Below are 15,996 nucleotides of genomic sequence, written 5' to 3'. Positions count from 1 at the left end.
CTGTCATGGACTGCCGTCGGCTGTGATCAGCTGTCGTCTGCGGTGATCCGCTGTCATCGGCCGGCTGTTCATGGAACGGCCGGCGGTCGGGGGAAGTGCCGGAAGCAGCCGTCACCCCTCGTGTGAGTGACAGTCACCCCGGAAAGTCGTATGACATGAACGGGGCCCGAGGCGGACAGATCTCCACCCCGGGCCCCGCGAGAGCTCACCCCGGACTCAACCGGGGCGAGAGCTCACCCCGGACTCAACCGGGACGCACCCCGGACACCGCTCAGCTCAGCGTGCGCAGCGCCGACGCGTCGTAGGGAGCCAGGTCGGCGAAGCGGCCGGCGAGGACCTTCGCCGCCCACTGCGGGTCCTGGAGCAGCGCGCGCCCCACGGCCACCATGTCGAACTCGTCGCGCTCCAGGCGGTCGAGGAGGTCGTCGATGCCCTTGACCGGCGAGCCCTCGCCCTGGAACCCCTTGATGAAGTCGCCGTCGAGACCGACCGAGCCGACGGTGATGGCGGTCTTGCCGGTGAGCTTCTTGGTCCAGCCCGCGAGGTTGAGGTCGGAGTCCTCGAACTCCGGCAGCCAGTAGCGGCGGGTGGAGGCGTGGAAGGCGTCGACGCCGGCCGCGGCGAGCGGGGTCAGGATGGCCTCCAGCTCCTCCGGGGTCTCGGCGAGGCGCGCGTCGTAGGCCTCCTGCTTCCACTGCGAGTAGCGGAAAATGATCGGGAACTCGGGCGAGACGGTCTCCCGCACGGCGGCCACGATCTCGGCGGCGAACTTCGTACGGGCCACCGGGTCGCCGCCGTAAGCGTCGGTGCGGCGGTTGGTGTGCTCCCACAGGAACTGGTCGACGAGGTAGCCGTGGGCGCCGTGGATCTCCACGCCGTGGAAGCCGATGCGCTCGGCGGCGGCCGCGGCCTGCGCGAACGCCCCGATGACGTCGTCCAGGTCGCGCTGGGTCATTGCCTTGCCGGTGACGTCGTCGCCGTCGACGCGGATGCCGGAGGGACCGACGGCGGGCGCGTCCGCGTAGGGCGGCTCGCCGTCCTTGCGCACCATCCCGATGTGCCAGAGCTGGGGCACGATCGTGCCGCCCGCCGCGCGCACGGCCTCGGCGACCTTCGCCCACCCCGCGAGCTGCTCCTCACCGTGGAACCGGGGCACCCGGTCGCTCTGGCCGGCGGAGTCGTGCCCGACGTACGTACCCTCGGTGACGATGAGACCGACGCCGGCGGCCGCGCGACGGGCGTAGTACGACACGACGTCGTCGCCGGGAACGCCGCCCGGGGAGAACATGCGCGTCATCGGCGCCATCGCGATGCGGTTCGGGACCGTGAGGCCGTTGATCGTGACCGGCCGGGACAGGATCTCGGCAGCGCGGGTGGAAGTGGGCGGGGTGACGCTCACGTGGGGCTCCTCACGACGTAACCATTGGTATGTGCATATGCATTCAGTTCCTGCGAACGGTTCAACCGGCCGGGACGCCTCCCGCATTCCGGCTCACGACCACACCACCCTGTGATCCCGCCCACGCCCCCGCACACACCGGCCGCCCGCCCCCGGAGGCCGGCCGCGGCAGCCGAAACGCCCGAGGGCGGCACCCCCTGCGTCAGCAGGGAGTGCCGCCCTCGGCCCGAAGGACAGGCGATCAACCGTCAGGTCGATCAGAAGTCCATGTCACCGCCCGGCATGCCGCCGCCGGCCGGGGCCGCGGCCTTCTCCGGCTTGTCGGCGATGACGGCCTCGGTGGTGAGGAACAGCGCGGCGATCGACGCGGCGTTCTGCAGCGCGGAGCGCGTCACCTTCGCCGGGTCGATGATGCCCTCGGCGATCATGTCGACGTACTCACCGGTCGCGGCGTTCAGGCCGTGGCCGACCTGGAGGTTGCGGACCTTCTCCACGACGACGCCGCCCTCGAGACCACCGTTGACGGCGATCTGCTTGAGCGGGGCCTCCAGCGCGAGCTTCACGGCGTTGGCGCCGGTCGCCTCGTCACCGTCGAGCTCCAGCTTCTCGAAGACCTGGGAGGCCTGCAGCAGGGCCACGCCACCACCGGCGACGATGCCCTCCTCGACGGCCGCCTTCGCGTTGCGGACGGCGTCCTCGATGCGGTGCTTGCGCTCCTTGAGCTCAACCTCGGTGGCCGCGCCCGCCTTGATGACGGCCACGCCGCCCGCGAGCTTCGCCAGGCGCTCCTGGAGCTTCTCGCGGTCGTAGTCCGAGTCGCTGTTCTCGATCTCGGCGCGGATCTGGTTCACACGGCCCGCGACCTGGTCCGAGGAGCCGGCGCCGTCGACGATGGTGGTCTCGTCCTTGGTGATGACGACCTTGCGGGCCTTGCCCAGGAGGTCCAGGGAGGTGTTCTCGAGCTTGAGACCGACCTCCTCGGAGATGACCTCGCCGCCGGTGAGGATGGCGATGTCGTTCAGCATGGCCTTGCGGCGGTCGCCGAAGCCCGGGGCCTTGACCGCGACGGACTTGAACGTGCCGCGGATCTTGTTGACGACCAGGGTCGACAGGGCCTCGCCCTCGACGTCCTCGGCGATGATCAGCAGCGGCTTGCCCGACTGCATGACCTTCTCCAGGAGCGGGAGCAGGTCCTTGACGTTGGAGATCTTGGAGTTGGCGATCAGGATGTACGGGTCGTCGAGGACGGCCTCCATACGCTCCATGTCGGTGGCGAAGTACGCCGAGATGTAGCCCTTGTCGAAGCGCATGCCCTCGGTGAGCTCGAGCTCGAGCCCGAAGGTCTGCGACTCCTCGACGGTGATGACGCCTTCCTTGCCGACCTTGTCCATGGCCTCGGCGATGAGCTCGCCGATCTGGGTGTCGGCGGCGGAGATGGAGGCCGTCGAAGCGATCTGCTCCTTGGTCTCGACATCCTTCGCCTGCTCCAGCAGGGCACCGGAGACGGCCTCGACGGCCTTCTCGATACCGCGCTTGAGGGCCATCGGGTTGGCGCCGGCGGCTACGTTGCGCAGACCCTCCTTGACCAGGGCCTGGGCGAGGACGGTCGCGGTGGTCGTACCGTCACCGGCGACGTCGTCCGTCTTCTTGGCGACTTCCTTGACCAGCTCGGCGCCGATCTTCTCGTACGGGTCCTCGAGCTCGATCTCCTTGGCGATGGACACACCATCGTTGGTGATCGTGGGGGCGCCCCACTTCTTCTCGAGGACGACGTTGCGGCCCTTGGGGCCGAGCGTCACCTTGACGGCGTCCGCGAGCTGGTTCATGCCGCGCTCGAGGCCGCGCCGCGCCTCCTCGTCGAACGCGATGATCTTGGCCATGTGAAGTGGTCCCTCCAGGACTGGGGGTGATTCCTTCGGACCGCGCCCGCGCCCGCGACGGACGGCTCGCCGGCCTCGTGGTTCCTTCCCACCCGGCCTGCGGGCCTCACCGACCCGGTCCTTCGTTGTCACTCTCACCTTCAGAGTGCTAACGCCAATGATTAGCACTCGGCCATGGCGAGTGCAAGCGCCTTCGTCGGATACGCCGGGACTGTCGGCCATGCGCGAACACCGCCGGCGCCCCCGGAACCGCCGGGACGGGGCCGCGGCCCGGCCCGATGCGCGGCCGACGCGAGGGCCGGATCCACGGCCGGGCAGCACGAAGGGCCCGCACCCCCGTCGGCGGGGTGCGAGCCCTTCGTTTGAAACGTTCAGGCGGTGACGCGAACCATGTCGGCCTGCGGGCCCTTCTGGCCCTGCGAGATCTCGAACTCGACCCGCTGGCCCTCTTCCAGGGTGCGGTAGCCGTCCATCTGAATGGCGCTGTAGTGGACGAAGACGTCCGCACCACCGTCGACCGCGATGAAGCCGTACCCCTTCTCCGCGTTGAACCACTTGACGGTGCCCTGAGCCATGCCTAACTCCCCTATTACTGGCCCTTGCACAGATCCACACTTCGCGGATCCGGGTCAGACCTCACCCCCCAGTTGGTTGGGGGCGTGCGCCGGAACGCGTCGACCGCGGCTGAATGTATCTGTCCAACTGCCGTCTGCAACAGGTCAATCGGACGAGAATTCTGGACGCGCACCGTCCGGAAAGTGGTGAGAATTCGCCCGGATTCAGGGCAAGTCGGACTGCCCATACGTTACAAAAGCCGCAGAAGGCGCACACACTTTGGCTACTTCTTGTCGGACGTAAGGCAGAAATCAAAGGCTCCGGATCATTGAATCGGAGGCCGGTTCCCCAACTGTACCGCGCTCAACCACACTGAATTGCCCCCTCCGCTTCTCTCGCGGAGAGGGCAATTCGATGAACTCTCGGTAATCACTGTTACCGACGGTTACTACCGGCGGGTAGGGACCGCCGCTCAGCCACCCGCGACCGCCGGAATGATGGAAACTCCCGCACCCTCGGGCGTCGCCGTCTCGAGGCCCTGCTCGAAGCGGACGTCGTCGTCGTTCACGTACACGTTGACGAACCGGCGCAGCTTGCCCTGGTCGTCGAGAACGCGGGCGGCGATGCCCGTGTGGTTCTTTTCCAGGTCGGCGATGACCTCCCCGAGGGTCCCGCCCTCGGCGGTGACCTCGGCCGCTCCGCCCGTGTAGGTGCGGAGAATGGTCGGGATGCGGACGGTGACGCTCATGCTCAGGACCTCCGGTGAAGCAGACTGCTGACGGGCGCGGGGGCCGGTGCCCCGACGGACGGACTAGACGAGACCAGCCTCGCGGAACGACTCCAGGTTCGGCCGGATCGTCGCGGTGAGCCCCGTGCCGGCCACCGCGTCCAGGGTCTTCAGACCGTCCCCGGTGTTGAGGACGACGGTCGTCAGCGCCGGGTCCAGCACACCGTTCTCGATCAGCTTGCGCGTCACGCCCACGGTCACCCCGCCGGCGGTCTCCGCGAAGATCCCCTCGGTCCGCGCCAGCACCTTGATCGCGTCGACGATCTGCTCGTCGTTCACGTCCTCCACCGCGCCGCCGGTGCGCCGCGCGATGTCGAGCACGTACGGGCCGTCGGCCGGGTTGCCGATCGCCAGCGACTTGGCGATGGTGTCCGGCTTCTGCGGCCGCACGACGTCGTGCCCCGCCTTGTAGGCGACGGACACCGGGGAGCACCCCTCCGCCTGCGCGCCGAAGATCTTGTACGGCTTGTCCTCGACGAGCCCGAGCTTGATCAGCTCCTGCAGCCCCTTGTCGATCTTCGTGAGCTGGGAGCCGGAGGCGATGGGCACCACCAGCTGGTCGGGGAGCCGCCAGCCGAGCTGCTCGCAGATCTCGTACGCCAGCGTCTTGGAGCCCTCGGCGTAGTACGGCCGCAGGTTGACGTTGACGAAGCCCCAGCCCTCGCCCGCCGGGTCGCCGATGAGCTCGGAGCAGAAGCGGTTGACGTCGTCGTAGTTGCCCTCGATGCCGACGAGTTCACCGCCGTAGACCGCGGCCATGACGACCTTGCCCTGCTCCAGGTCGTGCGGGATGAACACGCAGGAGCGGAAGCCGGCCCGGGCCGCGGCGGCGCCCACCGCGCCGGCGAGGTTGCCGGTGGAGGAGCAGGAAAGGGTGGTGAAGCCGAAGGCGCGGGCGGCCTCCAGGGCCTGGGCGACGACCCGGTCCTTGAAGGAGTGGGTCGGGTTGCCGGAGTCGTCCTTGACGAACAGCTTGCCGGGCTCGACGCCCAGCTCGCGGGCCAGGTTGTCGGCCTGGACGAGCTTGGTCCAGCCGGGGTTGATGTTCGGCTTGTCCGCGACGTCGGCCGGGACGGGCAGCAGCGGGGCATAGCGCCAGATGTCGGCGGGGCCGGCCTCGATGCGCTTGCGGAGCTCCTCCGTGTCGTAGGAGGAGAAGTCGTAGGCGATCTCCAGCGGGCCGAAACACTCCTCGCAGGCGAAGACCGGGCCGAGGGGGACGCGGTGACCGCATTCCCGGCAGCTCAGCGCCGCGGCGGGGCCGAGATCGACGGCGGGGGCGGTGGTGCCGGTGGAAGCGGTGGTTCCGGTCGCAACAGTCTGCGCAGCCATGTGAGGCGAGGCCCTTTCTCCTCATCTTCCTCACGACGCATCTCGCCGTGAGACGGATTTGGCACCTTCCCGAGCCGGGAGCCCCGCCACGTCGATGTGACAAGAGCCGGCTGGAGGGTTGCCGGGGCTTCATCGGGCCGTGTCCCTCTGCCCCTCTGGATGAGCGGTATGCAGTTGTTGATCCCTGAACGCCGGATTGACCCCGGACATGCGATGGTCATCCGCGTTGTTCAAGACTGTAACCGACACCCCGGACAGTTGAGATAGTCGTCCGAAGCGCGAGACGGATCACACGGTCACCCCCTGTGCACCTGGTGTGATCGCGACAGTGAGGAGCCGCAGACCGTGCTGGAAGAAGTCGGGCACTGGCTCGCCACCCGCTCCTGGTCGGTGACCGATCGCCCGCTGCACAGAATCCTGGCCGCCAAGCGCGCCACGGGCCAGTCGGTGTCCGTGGTGCTGCCCGCACTGAACGAGGAGGAGACGGTCGGTGAGATCGTCGCGGTCATCCGTCATGACCTCATGCGGCAGGCCCCGCTCGTCGACGAGATCGTCGTCGTCGACTCCGGCTCCACCGACCGCACCTCCCAGGTCGCCGCGGCGGCGGGGGCGCGCGTCGTCCACCGGGACGCGATACTCCCCCGCATCCCGGCGCTGCCCGGCAAGGGCGAGGTGCTGTGGCGCTCGCTGCTGGTCACCACGGGCGACGTCGTCTGCTTCGTGGACGCCGATCTGCGGGAGTTCTCCTCCGACTTCGTGTCCGGAATCGTCGGCCCGCTGCTCACCGATCCCGGCGTGGACCTGGTCAAGGCCATGTACGACCGCCCCCTGGGCGCCGGAGCCGACACGCCCGCCCCCACCGGGGCGGCCGGCCAGGGCGGCCGGGTCACGGAGCTGATGGCGCGCCCGCTGCTGAACATGCACTGGCCGCAGCTCGCGGGCTTCGTGCAGCCCCTGGGCGGCGAGTACGCGGCCCGCCGCAGCCTGCTGGAGCGGCTGCCCTTCCCCGTCGGCTACGGGGTGGAGCTGGGGATGCTCGTCGACGCGCTGCACCTGGTCGGTCTGGACGCGCTCGCCCAGGTCGACGTGGGCGTGCGCAGGCACCGCCACCAGGACGGGCAGGCGCTCGGCCGGATGGCGGCGGCGATCTACCGCACCGCGCAGCTGCGGCTGGCCCGCGGCCACCTGGTGCGCCCCGCCCTCACCCAGTTCGAGCGCGGCGCGAACGGCTTCGAGCCACGCACCCACCCGGTGGACACCGAGGAGCGGCCGCCGATGGCGGAGATCGCGGAGTACGCCTCCCGCAGGGTGGCGTGAGCGACACCCCCTCGGAGGGCTTCCGTACGTTTGAGCGTTTCCCGCGCGGGCTAGGTTGAGGCGTATGGCTTCCACGGCTTCCCCGCACGACGTCGCTGCTCAGGGTGCTCAGGTGTTGGTCGCGTCCAACCGCGGCCCGGTCTCCTACACGGTCCGCGAGGACGGCTCGCTGCAGACCAAACGGGGCGGCGGCGGCCTGGTATCGGGCCTTTCCGCCATCGGCCCGGAGACGGGCGCCCTGTGGGTGTGCTCGGCCCTCTCCGACGACGACCGCGAGGCGGTCCGTCGCGGGGTAGGCGAGGACGGCGTACGGATGCTCGACATCCCCGCCGACGTGCACGCCGACGCCTACAACGGCATCGCCAACTCCGTGCTCTGGTTCGTCCACCACCTGCTCTACCAGACGCCGCTGGAGCCGGTGTTCGACTCCGGCTTCCGGCGCCAGTGGGCGTCCTACGAGACGTACAACCGCGCCTTCGCCGAGGCGCTCGCCGAGGAGGCGGCGCCGGGCGCGGCCGTCCTCGTGCAGGACTACCACCTGTGCCTCGTCCCCGGAATGCTCCGCGAGCTCCGCCCCGACCTGCGCATCGGCCACTTCTCGCACACGCCGTGGGCGCCCGTGGACTACTTCGGCCTGCTGCCCGCCGACGTCCGCCGGCAGCTGCTGCGGGGCATGCTCGGCGCGGACCGGCTCGGCTTCCTCACCCGCCGCTGGGCGGACGCCTTCACCGCGTGCTGCGACGAGTTCGCCGGCGGTCTCGACGGGACCGAGATCGGCGTGCACGGGCTCGGCGCGGACGCCGACTTCCTGCGCGCCCGCTCCCACGAGCCGGACGTCGACGAGCGCATGGCGGCGCTGCGCGAGGAGATCGGCACCGCCCCCGACGGCGGCGCCCGCCGGACCATCGTCCGCGTCGACCGCACCGAGCTGTCGAAGAACATCGTGCGCGGCCTGCTGGCCTACCGGCAGCTCCTCGACGACCACCCGGAGTGGCGCGAACGCGTCGTCCACGTAGCCTTCGCCTACCCCTCCCGCCAGGACCTCGCGGTCTACCGCGACTACACCGCCGAGGTGCAGCGGGTCGCCCGCGAGATCAACGAGTCGTACGGCACCCCCGGCTGGACCCCGGTGGTCCTGCACGTCAAGGACGACTTCGCCCGCTCCCTCGCCGCCTACCGCCTCGCCGACGTGGCTCTGGTCAATCCCATCCGGGACGGCATGAACCTCGTCGCGAAGGAGGTGCCGGTCGTCTCCGACGAGGGCTGCGTGCTGGTCCTGTCCCGGGAGGCCGGCGCGTACGCGGAACTCGGCGACGACGCGATCGTGGTGAACCCCTACGACGTGCTGGAGACCGCCCGCGCCCTGCACGAGGCGCTCACCACGCCGCCGCAGGAGCGGGCGGAGCACACCAAGAGGCTGACGGCGGCCGCGACCGCGCTGCCCCCGGCCCAGTGGTTCCTGGACCAGTTGCAGGCGCTGCGCAACGTTCAGCCGGGTGTTCAGCCCAGCTGATCCGCGAGCGCGCGCAGCAGTCGTACGACGCCTGCCGGGCCGTCGACGACGAGGTCCGCGCGCTCGGAGAGCTCGGTGACCTCGGCGCTGCCGCTGGCCACGAGCAGGCCGGGCACCCCTTCGGAGCGGAGTTCGTCGACGGCGGCGAAGGCGGGGAGGTCGCCGAGGTCGTCGCCGGCGTAGAGGACGCACTCGGCGCCGATCTCCCGCACGTACTCGGTCAGGGCGACGCCCTTGTCCACGCCGGGCGGCCGCAGCTCCAGGACCATGCGTCCCGGCTCGACGATCAGCCCGTGCCGGGCGGCGAGGTCGGCGAGGGGCTTGCGCAGCGCCTCGAAGGCGGCCTGCGGGTCCTCGGCACGCCGGGTGTGCACGGCGACGGCCCGGCCCTTCTCCTCCACCCACGTCCCCTGCCACGCCCCGGCCGCCTCCAGCACGTCCGGCAGTTCGGCGCGGGCGGCGGCGACGCCGGGGTGGGGTTCGGGCGCGCTGACGGTGTCGGTGCGGGCGTCCCAGCGTTCGGCGCCGTAGTGCCCGAGCACCACCAGCCGGTCCAGGCCCGGCACCCCGGCGAAGCCGCCGTTGCGCACGGCCACGGCGGGCGGCCGGCCGGTGACGACCGCGACGGAGGCGACCTTCGGGGCGAGCGCCGCGAGCGCGGGGACGGCGTCGGGGTGCGCCCGGGCGTCGTCGGGGTTCTCGACGATCGGGGCGAGGGTGCCGTCGAAGTCGAGGGCGACGAGGGTGGCGCCGGGCCGCGCGAGGATCGCCTCGAGCGCTTCCCGGCCGCGGGGGGTCGTGGGGGTGGGGAGTTGGGTGCCCATACGGTGAGGTTATCCACGAGCGCCGACGCCATCCCAGCCCGTCTGGGGTCCCCCCTGGGGGAGTTCGAGGACGAGGCCCGTTCAGGGCCGCTCAGGGGCCCGGGGGCCGGGGGCACCGATCACAGCCCGTCTGGGGGTCCCCCCTCTGGGGGAGTTCGAGGACGAGGCCCGTTCAGGGCCGACAGGGGTCTGGGGGCGTAGCCCCCAGGGCGCGGAGGACACACATGGGCTCACCGATTCGGCGCACCTCCCCCGGAGGGAGTCTCAGCGCTCCGCCCGGCGGGCCTCCCGCACGCGGCGGAGGCGGTTGACCGTCACCGGGTCGTGGGACAGGGCGCGCGGGTCGTCCAGGAGGGCGTTGAGGAGCTGGTAGTAGCGCACCGGGGACAGCTGAAGCTCCTCACGGATCACCCGCTCCTTCGCGCCGGGCCCGGAGAACCCGCGCCGTTCCAGGGCGAGGATGTCCCGCTCCCTCGCCCCCAGCTCCTGCGCCTCAGGCCGTTCCATGCCCTGCACGGTAGCCGAACCGGCTCAACCGGTGGAGTTCTCCGCGGTCGTCGCCGCCGTCTGGAGCTCGCTCAGCACAGCGGAGGGGTTGCCGTTCGCGGTGACGGCGGAGCCGATCCGCTGCTTGATGTCGGCGCTGACCGTCGCCCACGAGGTCAGCCCGGCGGGGTAGGCCTCGGCGACCGGCAGCATGTCCAGGAAGGGCCGCAGGTCCGCGTCCTCGGGGGCGTTGCCCATGGTCTCGGAGGCGGAGTTGGTGACCGGCAGCAGGTCGTACTCGCGGGAGAAGGCGAGCACGTTGTCCTCGTCGTAGACGAAGTCGAGGAAGTCGCCGATCTCCTCGGCGTGCCCGTTCTGCTTGAAGGCGGTCATCCAGTCGGCGACGCCGAGGGAGGTCTTGCTCGGGCCGTCGGCGCCCGGCATGGCCACCATGCCGAACTGCACGCCCTTCTTCTTCGCCGCCTTCATCAGCGAGGGATGCCCGTTGAGCATCCCGACCTGGCCGGCGGTGAACGCCGAGAACGCGGCGGCCCGGTTGAGCTTGCCCGGCGCGACCGGCCCGGTCAGGCCCTTGCCGACCAGCTCGTTCTTCAGCCAGGTGACGGTCTCGACGTTCTCGGCGGAGTCGAAGTTGTAGCCGATGGCGCTCGGGGTGTAGCCGCCCCCGCCGCTGAGCAGCCACTGCAGGGTCTCGGCCTGCGCCTCCTCGGGGCCCAGCGGCAGCGCGTAGGGGTACTTCACGCCCTCGTCCTTGAGCGCCTCGGCGTCGTCGGCGAGCTCGGTCCAGGTGGTCGGCGGGGTGATGCCGGCCTTGGCGAAGAGGGTCTTGTTGTAGAAGAGCAGCCGCGTGGAGGAGGCGAACGGCATGCCGTACTGCACGCCGCGCACCTGGCCCGCGTCGGCGAGCCGGGAGACGAAGTCGGCCTGGACGGGGATGGAGAGCACGTCGTCGGCCTTGTAGAGCAGGTCGGCGGCGGCGTAGTCGGAGTAGGAGCCGATCTGCGCCATGTCGGGCGCGTCACCGGCCTTGACCATCGCCTTGACCTTGGCGTCGACGTCGTTCCAGGAGTACACGCTGACGTCGACGGTGACGCCGGGGTGCTCGGCTTCGTAGGCCTTGACGAGCTTGTCCCAGTACTTCTTCGAGGTGTTGGCGCCGTTGTCGCCGTAGTCGGCGGCCACCAGTCTCAGCGTGACGTCGTCGGAGCCGCCGACACCGCAGCCGGCGAGGACCGCCGTCAGCCCGAGGGCGGTCGTCACCGCGATCGTCCCCGATTTCCCTGCCCGCAGCCGCACTGCCCGTCTCCGCTCCCCTGAGGGCCGTCGCCGCTCAGGGGCTCCGGCCGGCGACCGGCCGGTGAGTACCGGCCGGTCGACATCGAATGAATGTTCCGACCAATTAAACCGCTATCCGGACCGAGGTCTACTCCACACGCAGTGGACTAGACCTCTTGAGGGGGCTCGGTCCACACTGTTCCCCGTGAGACATGTCATCGCCCTCGACGTGGGCGGCACCGGGATGAAGGCCGCCCTGGTCGGCGCGGACGGCACGCTGCTGCATCGCGCCCGCCGGGCCACCGGCCGCGAACGCGGACCCGACGCCGTCGTCGCCGGCGTCCGCGACTTCGCCGCCGCACTGCGTGCCCACGGCGCCGAGCACCTCGGCGAACCCGCGGCCGCGGCCGGCGTCGTCGTCCCAGGCATCGTCGACGAGGCCCGCGGCACCGCCGTCTACGCCGCCAACCTCGGCTGGCGCGACGTCCCGCTGCGCGAACTGATCGCCGCCGACCTGGGCGTCCCGGTCGCACTCGGCCACGACGTGCGCACCGGCGGACTCGCCGAGGGCCGCCTCGGAGCGGGCCGGGACGCGGACCGGTTCCTGTTCGTGGCGCTGGGCACCGGCATCGCCGGCGCCATCGGCCTCGACGGCCGGGTCGAGGCCGGCGCGCACGGCTTCGCGGGTGAGATCGGGCACGTCGTCGTACGGCCCGGCGGAACCCCGTGCCCCTGCGGGCAGCGCGGCTGCCTGGAGCGGTACGCGTCCGCCGCGGCGGTCGGCGAGGCATGGGCCGCTGCCTGCGGGAACCCGGAGGCGGACGCGGCCCACTGCGCGAAGGCCGTCACGGCCGGCGACCCGATCGCCGTCCGGGTCTGGCAGCACGCCGTGGACGCCCTGGCCGACGGCCTGGTCACCGCGCTCACCCTGCTGGACCCCCACACGCTCGTCATCGGTGGCGGGCTCGCCGAGGCGGGGGAAACCTTGTTCACACCACTGAGGGACGCCGTCCGGCGGCGGCTCACCTTCCAGCAACCGCCGCGGATCGTCCCCGCGGCCCTGGGCGACTCGGCCGGCTGCCTGGGAGCGGCACTCCTGGCCTGGGATCTCCTCAAAACAACCGACGGCACGGAGGTAACGCCCTGATGGTCACCCCCCTAGGGGCGCGGGACAGCGCCGACATGCGGCTCCGCCGCGGGGCACGACACGCCACGATGCAGCCGCAGCCCGCAGGCGGCCGAAGCACGAAGGTGCTCACCGGTGCCCGGGTCGTGCTGCCCACCGGCACGGTCCCGGACGGGAGCGTCACTGTCGTCGGCACCCGCATCTCCGCCGCGATTCCTGCAAACGCCCAGTTCATCGACGTAAAGGGCCACTGGCTGATCCCCGGCTTCGTCGACCTCCACAACCACGGCGGCGGCGGAGCCTCCTTCTCCGGCCCGGCCGACGACGTGCTGAAAGCCGTCCACACCCACCGCCTGCACGGCACCACCACCCTCGTCGCCTCCACCGTCACCGACGACATGGACTCCCTGGCCCGGCAGGCCGGCCTGCTGTCCGAGCTGGCCGAGCAGGGCGACCTGGCCGGCATCCACTTCGAGGGCCCGTTCATCTCACCGTGCCGCAAGGGCGCGCACTCCGAACGGCTGCTGCGCGACCCCCACCCGGCCGAGGTGCGCAAGCTCGTCGACGCGGCCCGCGGCCAGGCGAAGATGGTCACCCTGGCCACCGAGCTGCCCGGCGGCATCGACTCCGTACGGCTGCTGAGGGACCACGGAGTGATCGCCGCCGTCGGCCACACCGACGCCACCTACGAGCAGACCGTCGAGGCCATCGAGGCGGGCGCCACGGTCGCCACCCACCTCTTCAACGCGATGCCCGTCCTAGGCCACCGCTCCCCCGGCCCGATCGCGGCCCTCCTCGCGGACGAACGGGTCACCGTCGAGCTCATCAACGACGGCGTCCACCTGCACCCGGCCGCGCTGGAGCTGGCGTTCCGTCACGCGGGCCCGCACCGGGTGGCGTTCATCACCGACGCCATGGACGCCGCCGGCTTCGGCGACGGCCGCTACGACCTCGGACCGCTCGCGGTCGACGTCGTCGACGGCGTGGCCCGGCTGGTCGAGGGCGGCTCGATCGCCGGCTCCACCCTCACCCAGGACCGCGCCTTCAAACGGGCGGTGACGGTCGACCGCATCCCGGTCGAGGACGCCGTCACGGCCCTGTCGGCCACCCCGGCCCGGCTGCTCGGCATGGCCGACACGGTGGGCTCCCTGGAACCCGGCAAGGACGCCGACCTGGTCGTCCTCGACGAGAACTTCGACCTCAAAGGCGTGATGCGCAAGGGGGATTGGGTGGTGGATCCCCAACTGGGCTGAAACGTCCGCCCGTCCGCGGACGGCGGCCGACCCGGGGACTGGGCCGGCCGCCGTCTCTTTGGCATGATCGTGCCTCCGGAAAACGGAGAACCGGCTTCCACACAGGTGGAATCCGCACATGCCACAGCACGCGAACGGACGGCGAACAGCCGGCCCTCGGGGGAGGTCGGACCAGGTGATCCTCACCGTCACGCTGAACACCGCTCTCGACGTCACCTATCGCGTCCCGGCGCTGCGCCCGCACAGCGCGCACCGGGTGACCCAGGTGACAGAACGGCCCGGCGGCCGGGGACTGAACGTGGCGCGCGTCCTGGCCGCGCTCGGCCACGAGGCGACCGTCACCGGTTTCGCGGGCGGCGCCACCGGCCGGGTCGTGCGGGAGCGCCTGACCGGCGTCGCCGACGCGCTCGTGCCGATATCCGGCTCCACCCGCCGCACGATCGCCGTGGTCGACGCCCGCACCGGCGACACCACCCGCCTCGACGAGCCCGGCCCCCTCATCACGCCCGCCGAGTGGACCGCCTTCCTCCAGGCGTACGAGGGGCTGCTGGCCGGCGCGGACGCGGTGGCCCTGTGCGGAAGCCTGCCGCCGGGGGTGCCCGTGGGCGCGTACGCGGGCCTGGTGCGTCTCGCGCGCGCCGCGGGGGTTCCCGTACTGCTGGACACCGGAGGGGAGCCGCTGCGCCGCGCGGTCGCCGCCCGCCCCGATCTGATCGCGCCGACCGGCGACGAACTGGCCGAACTCACCGGCTCGCACGAGCCGTTGCGGGCCACCCAGGACGCCCGCCGACGCGGCGCCCGCTCCGTGGTGGCTTCTCTGGGCCCCGAGGGCCTGGTCGCGGCGACCCCGGAGGGCCACTGGCGGGCCGCACCGCCCACCCGGCCGCGCGGCGGCCTCACCGACGCCGACGGCTTCGTCACCGCCGGACTGCTGTCCGGCCTGGCCGAACGCCTCCGCTGGCCAGAGACCCTGGCCCGCGCGGTCGCCCTGTCCACGGCGAAGGTCCTCGCCCCGGCGGCCTGCGAGTTCGACCCGGCCGCCTACGAGGACCTGCTCGGCCGGGTCGCGGTGACCGGCGAGGTCAACGCGGCCTGACCGCCCGCTACTTCGTGACCTGGCCCTTCTTCAGCCACAACTGGTCGAGCAGCACGTTGCACTTGTCGCCGTTCTCACAGGAGATGGTGAAGGTGTTGGTGCCCTTGGTGAGCGTCGGCCACATGTAGGTGGTCGTCCAGCCCTTTTCGAAGTCACCGGCGGGCGCTTTCGCGTAGTTCTTCACAGGCGCCGGGGAGCCGAACTTCTTGCCGTTGACGGTGAGCGTCATCGACTGGTCCTCACCGGGCACGCTGTAGTGCGCGAACAGCGTGTAGTCGCCCTCCGACGGGATGCCGTCGACGGTCCAGGTCACGGAGTTGCCGACCTGGTTGAGGTTGCCCACATAGACGCCCCCGTCGGACTGCGCGCCCTTGACGTCGGAGGCCAGTGCGGCGGCACCGCCGAGGCGCAGCGCCTTGGCGTCGACCGTCGGCAGTTCGGCCTCCTGGGAGGGCTCGCCGCTGCCGGACGGGCTGGGTGAGGCGCTCGCGGACGCCGCGGGGCCGGGAGAGGCCGAGGTGTCGTCCTTCTTGTCGCCGTCGTCGTCGCCGTTCATCATGGCGATGCCGATGCCGACGACGACCGCGGCGACGACCGCGACCGCGCCGATCAGCAGGCCCTTGGTGTTGGGGCCGCGGCCCCGGCCGCCGCCGGACGGCGCCTGCTGCCGGTTGCCGGTGGGCACGGAACCGCCGCCGGGGAGGGTCTCCGGGGCGGCGTAGTGAGAGTTCGGCTGGCCGTAAGCGCCCTGCTGCGGCAGCGTCGCCTGCCCGTACTGCGCGGTCGACTGCTGCTGCGGCTGGCCGTACTTGCGCTCGCCGACGGCACGCACACGGCTGACCGAGTTCGGGTAACCGTAGCCCCCGGAGGGCGGCTGAGCTCCGTTGGCCTGACCGTCGGCGTAGAGGTAGCCGAACGGGTCGTCGTCCTCGGGCGTGCTCGCGCCGTTGTTGCCGGGCGTCATCCCTTCGTTCTCCTCAACAGGTGCGGGGCGGATGCGGTCCGCGGGCGGAGTTCTTCATTCCGTTCGGTGCGCGGACCGATTCGTGCGGAGAAAGCGAGCCTACCCCCATCCCAACCCCCAAACGGGTGACTCGGGTCGCATCAACTCCGCGACCGGTCAGCTGACCTG

14 protein-coding genes and 1 riboswitch are annotated in these 15,996 nt (G+C 71.2%); of the genes, 5 read left to right on the top strand and 9 right to left on the bottom strand.

Translation table 11 applies throughout. From position 1 onward, the window contains the following. Window positions 1-271: 271 nt before the first annotated feature. The 5 genes from ACFYXA_RS22185 to thrC all read right to left on the bottom strand — a co-directional run bounded on the left by ACFYXA_RS22185 (window position 272) and on the right by thrC (window position 5,953). On the bottom strand, window positions 272-1,399 hold the full coding sequence (locus ACFYXA_RS22185; RefSeq protein ID WP_352246576.1) for an NADH:flavin oxidoreductase: 1,128 nt from the start codon (window positions 1,397-1,399) through the stop codon (window positions 272-274). Between the two features lie 257 nt (window positions 1,400-1,656). After that, on the bottom strand, window positions 1,657-3,279 hold the full coding sequence (groL, locus tag ACFYXA_RS22180) for a chaperonin GroEL (RefSeq protein ID WP_130441965.1): 1,623 nt from the start codon (window positions 3,277-3,279) through the stop codon (window positions 1,657-1,659). A 371-nt stretch (window positions 3,280-3,650) separates the two neighbouring features. Next, on the bottom strand, window positions 3,651-3,854 hold the full coding sequence (locus tag ACFYXA_RS22175; RefSeq protein WP_004986573.1) for a cold-shock protein: 204 nt from the start codon (window positions 3,852-3,854) through the stop codon (window positions 3,651-3,653). A 452-nt stretch (window positions 3,855-4,306) separates the two neighbouring features. Then, window positions 4,307-4,582, bottom strand: a complete 276-nt coding sequence (locus tag ACFYXA_RS22170; protein ID WP_130441963.1) for a MoaD/ThiS family protein — start codon at window positions 4,580-4,582, stop codon at window positions 4,307-4,309. Window positions 4,583-4,645: 63 nt separating this feature from the next. After that, window positions 4,646-5,953: a threonine synthase gene (gene thrC, locus ACFYXA_RS22165; RefSeq protein ID WP_389035368.1), complete on the bottom strand. Its 1,308-nt coding sequence runs from the start codon at window positions 5,951-5,953 to the stop codon at window positions 4,646-4,648. 18 nt (window positions 5,954-5,971) lie between these two features. After that, window positions 5,972-6,119, bottom strand: a riboswitch (SAM riboswitch). A gap of 179 nt (window positions 6,120-6,298) precedes the next feature. On the opposite strand from thrC, the gene ACFYXA_RS22160 reads away from it, so the two are divergent. Both ACFYXA_RS22160 and ACFYXA_RS22155 read left to right on the top strand, forming a co-directional pair. After that, window positions 6,299-7,270: a glucosyl-3-phosphoglycerate synthase gene (locus tag ACFYXA_RS22160; protein ID WP_352246578.1), complete on the top strand. Its 972-nt coding sequence runs from the start codon at window positions 6,299-6,301 to the stop codon at window positions 7,268-7,270. A 64-nt stretch (window positions 7,271-7,334) separates the two neighbouring features. Next, entirely contained in the window at window positions 7,335-8,783 is a 1,449-nt protein-coding gene (locus ACFYXA_RS22155; protein WP_389035365.1) for a trehalose-6-phosphate synthase, read from the top strand. Here the strand turns inward: ACFYXA_RS22155 and otsB are convergent. From otsB to ACFYXA_RS22140, 3 genes are all read right to left on the bottom strand, one after another. Further along, window positions 8,771-9,607 carry a trehalose-phosphatase gene (gene otsB / locus ACFYXA_RS22150; RefSeq protein ID WP_389035363.1) on the bottom strand — a complete coding sequence of 279 codons (837 nt, stop codon included), beginning with the start codon at window positions 9,605-9,607 and terminating at the stop codon, window positions 8,771-8,773. The two genes, ACFYXA_RS22155 and otsB, sit on opposite strands and share 13 nt — an antisense overlap. 264 nt (window positions 9,608-9,871) lie before the next feature. Further along, window positions 9,872-10,114, bottom strand: coding sequence for a DUF3263 domain-containing protein (locus ACFYXA_RS22145; protein WP_352246581.1), 243 nt, complete (start codon window positions 10,112-10,114; stop codon window positions 9,872-9,874). A gap of 24 nt (window positions 10,115-10,138) precedes the next feature. Then, entirely contained in the window at window positions 10,139-11,374 is a 1,236-nt protein-coding gene (locus tag ACFYXA_RS22140) for an extracellular solute-binding protein (protein ID WP_389035359.1), read from the bottom strand. 220 nt (window positions 11,375-11,594) lie between these two features. On the opposite strand from ACFYXA_RS22140, the gene ACFYXA_RS22135 reads away from it, so the two are divergent. From ACFYXA_RS22135 to ACFYXA_RS22125, 3 genes are all read left to right on the top strand, one after another. Further along, window positions 11,595-12,536, top strand: a complete 942-nt coding sequence (locus ACFYXA_RS22135) for an ROK family protein (protein ID WP_389035356.1) — start codon at window positions 11,595-11,597, stop codon at window positions 12,534-12,536. A 68-nt stretch (window positions 12,537-12,604) separates the two neighbouring features. Next, window positions 12,605-13,768, top strand: coding sequence for an N-acetylglucosamine-6-phosphate deacetylase (gene nagA / locus ACFYXA_RS22130; protein ID WP_389036155.1), 1,164 nt, complete (start codon window positions 12,605-12,607; stop codon window positions 13,766-13,768). 175 nt (window positions 13,769-13,943) lie between these two features. After that, window positions 13,944-14,864 (top strand): 1-phosphofructokinase family hexose kinase, encoded by a 921-nt coding sequence (locus tag ACFYXA_RS22125; RefSeq protein ID WP_389035353.1) that lies wholly within the window; start codon window positions 13,944-13,946, stop codon window positions 14,862-14,864. Window positions 14,865-14,871: 7 nt separating this feature from the next. On the opposite strand, the gene ACFYXA_RS22120 is transcribed toward ACFYXA_RS22125, so the two are convergent. Further along, the gene (locus ACFYXA_RS22120; RefSeq protein ID WP_389035351.1) at window positions 14,872-15,828 is read right to left on the bottom strand and encodes a carbohydrate-binding protein; all 957 of its coding nucleotides are present in this window, start codon (window positions 15,826-15,828) and stop codon (window positions 14,872-14,874) included. Between the last annotated feature and the right edge of the window lie 168 nt (window positions 15,829-15,996).

Source organism: Streptomyces sp. NPDC002566 (genome assembly GCF_042889585.1).
Classification (GTDB): Bacteria; Actinomycetota; Actinomycetes; order Streptomycetales; family Streptomycetaceae; genus Streptomyces.
The sequence above is the reverse complement of the archived record's forward strand: the minus strand, read 5'-3'. Positions and strand labels throughout refer to the sequence as shown.

Coding starts and splice junctions, on each gene's coding strand:
- ACFYXA_RS22145 (WP_352246581.1), bottom strand. CDS start 10,114: ATGGAACGGCCTGAGGCGCAGGAGCTGGGGGCGAGGGAGCGGGACATC.
- ACFYXA_RS22155 (WP_389035365.1), top strand. CDS start 7,335: ATGGCTTCCACGGCTTCCCCGCACGACGTCGCTGCTCAGGGTGCTCAG.
- thrC (WP_389035368.1), bottom strand. CDS start 5,953: ATGGCTGCGCAGACTGTTGCGACCGGAACCACCGCTTCCACCGGCACC.
- nagA (WP_389036155.1), top strand. CDS start 12,605: ATGCAGCCGCAGCCCGCAGGCGGCCGAAGCACGAAGGTGCTCACCGGT.
- ACFYXA_RS22120 (WP_389035351.1), bottom strand. CDS start 15,828: ATGACGCCCGGCAACAACGGCGCGAGCACGCCCGAGGACGACGACCCG.
- ACFYXA_RS22170 (WP_130441963.1), bottom strand. CDS start 4,582: ATGAGCGTCACCGTCCGCATCCCGACCATTCTCCGCACCTACACGGGC.
- otsB (WP_389035363.1), bottom strand. CDS start 9,607: ATGGGCACCCAACTCCCCACCCCCACGACCCCCCGCGGCCGGGAAGCG.
- groL (WP_130441965.1), bottom strand. CDS start 3,279: ATGGCCAAGATCATCGCGTTCGACGAGGAGGCGCGGCGCGGCCTCGAG.
- ACFYXA_RS22175 (WP_004986573.1), bottom strand. CDS start 3,854: ATGGCTCAGGGCACCGTCAAGTGGTTCAACGCGGAGAAGGGGTACGGC.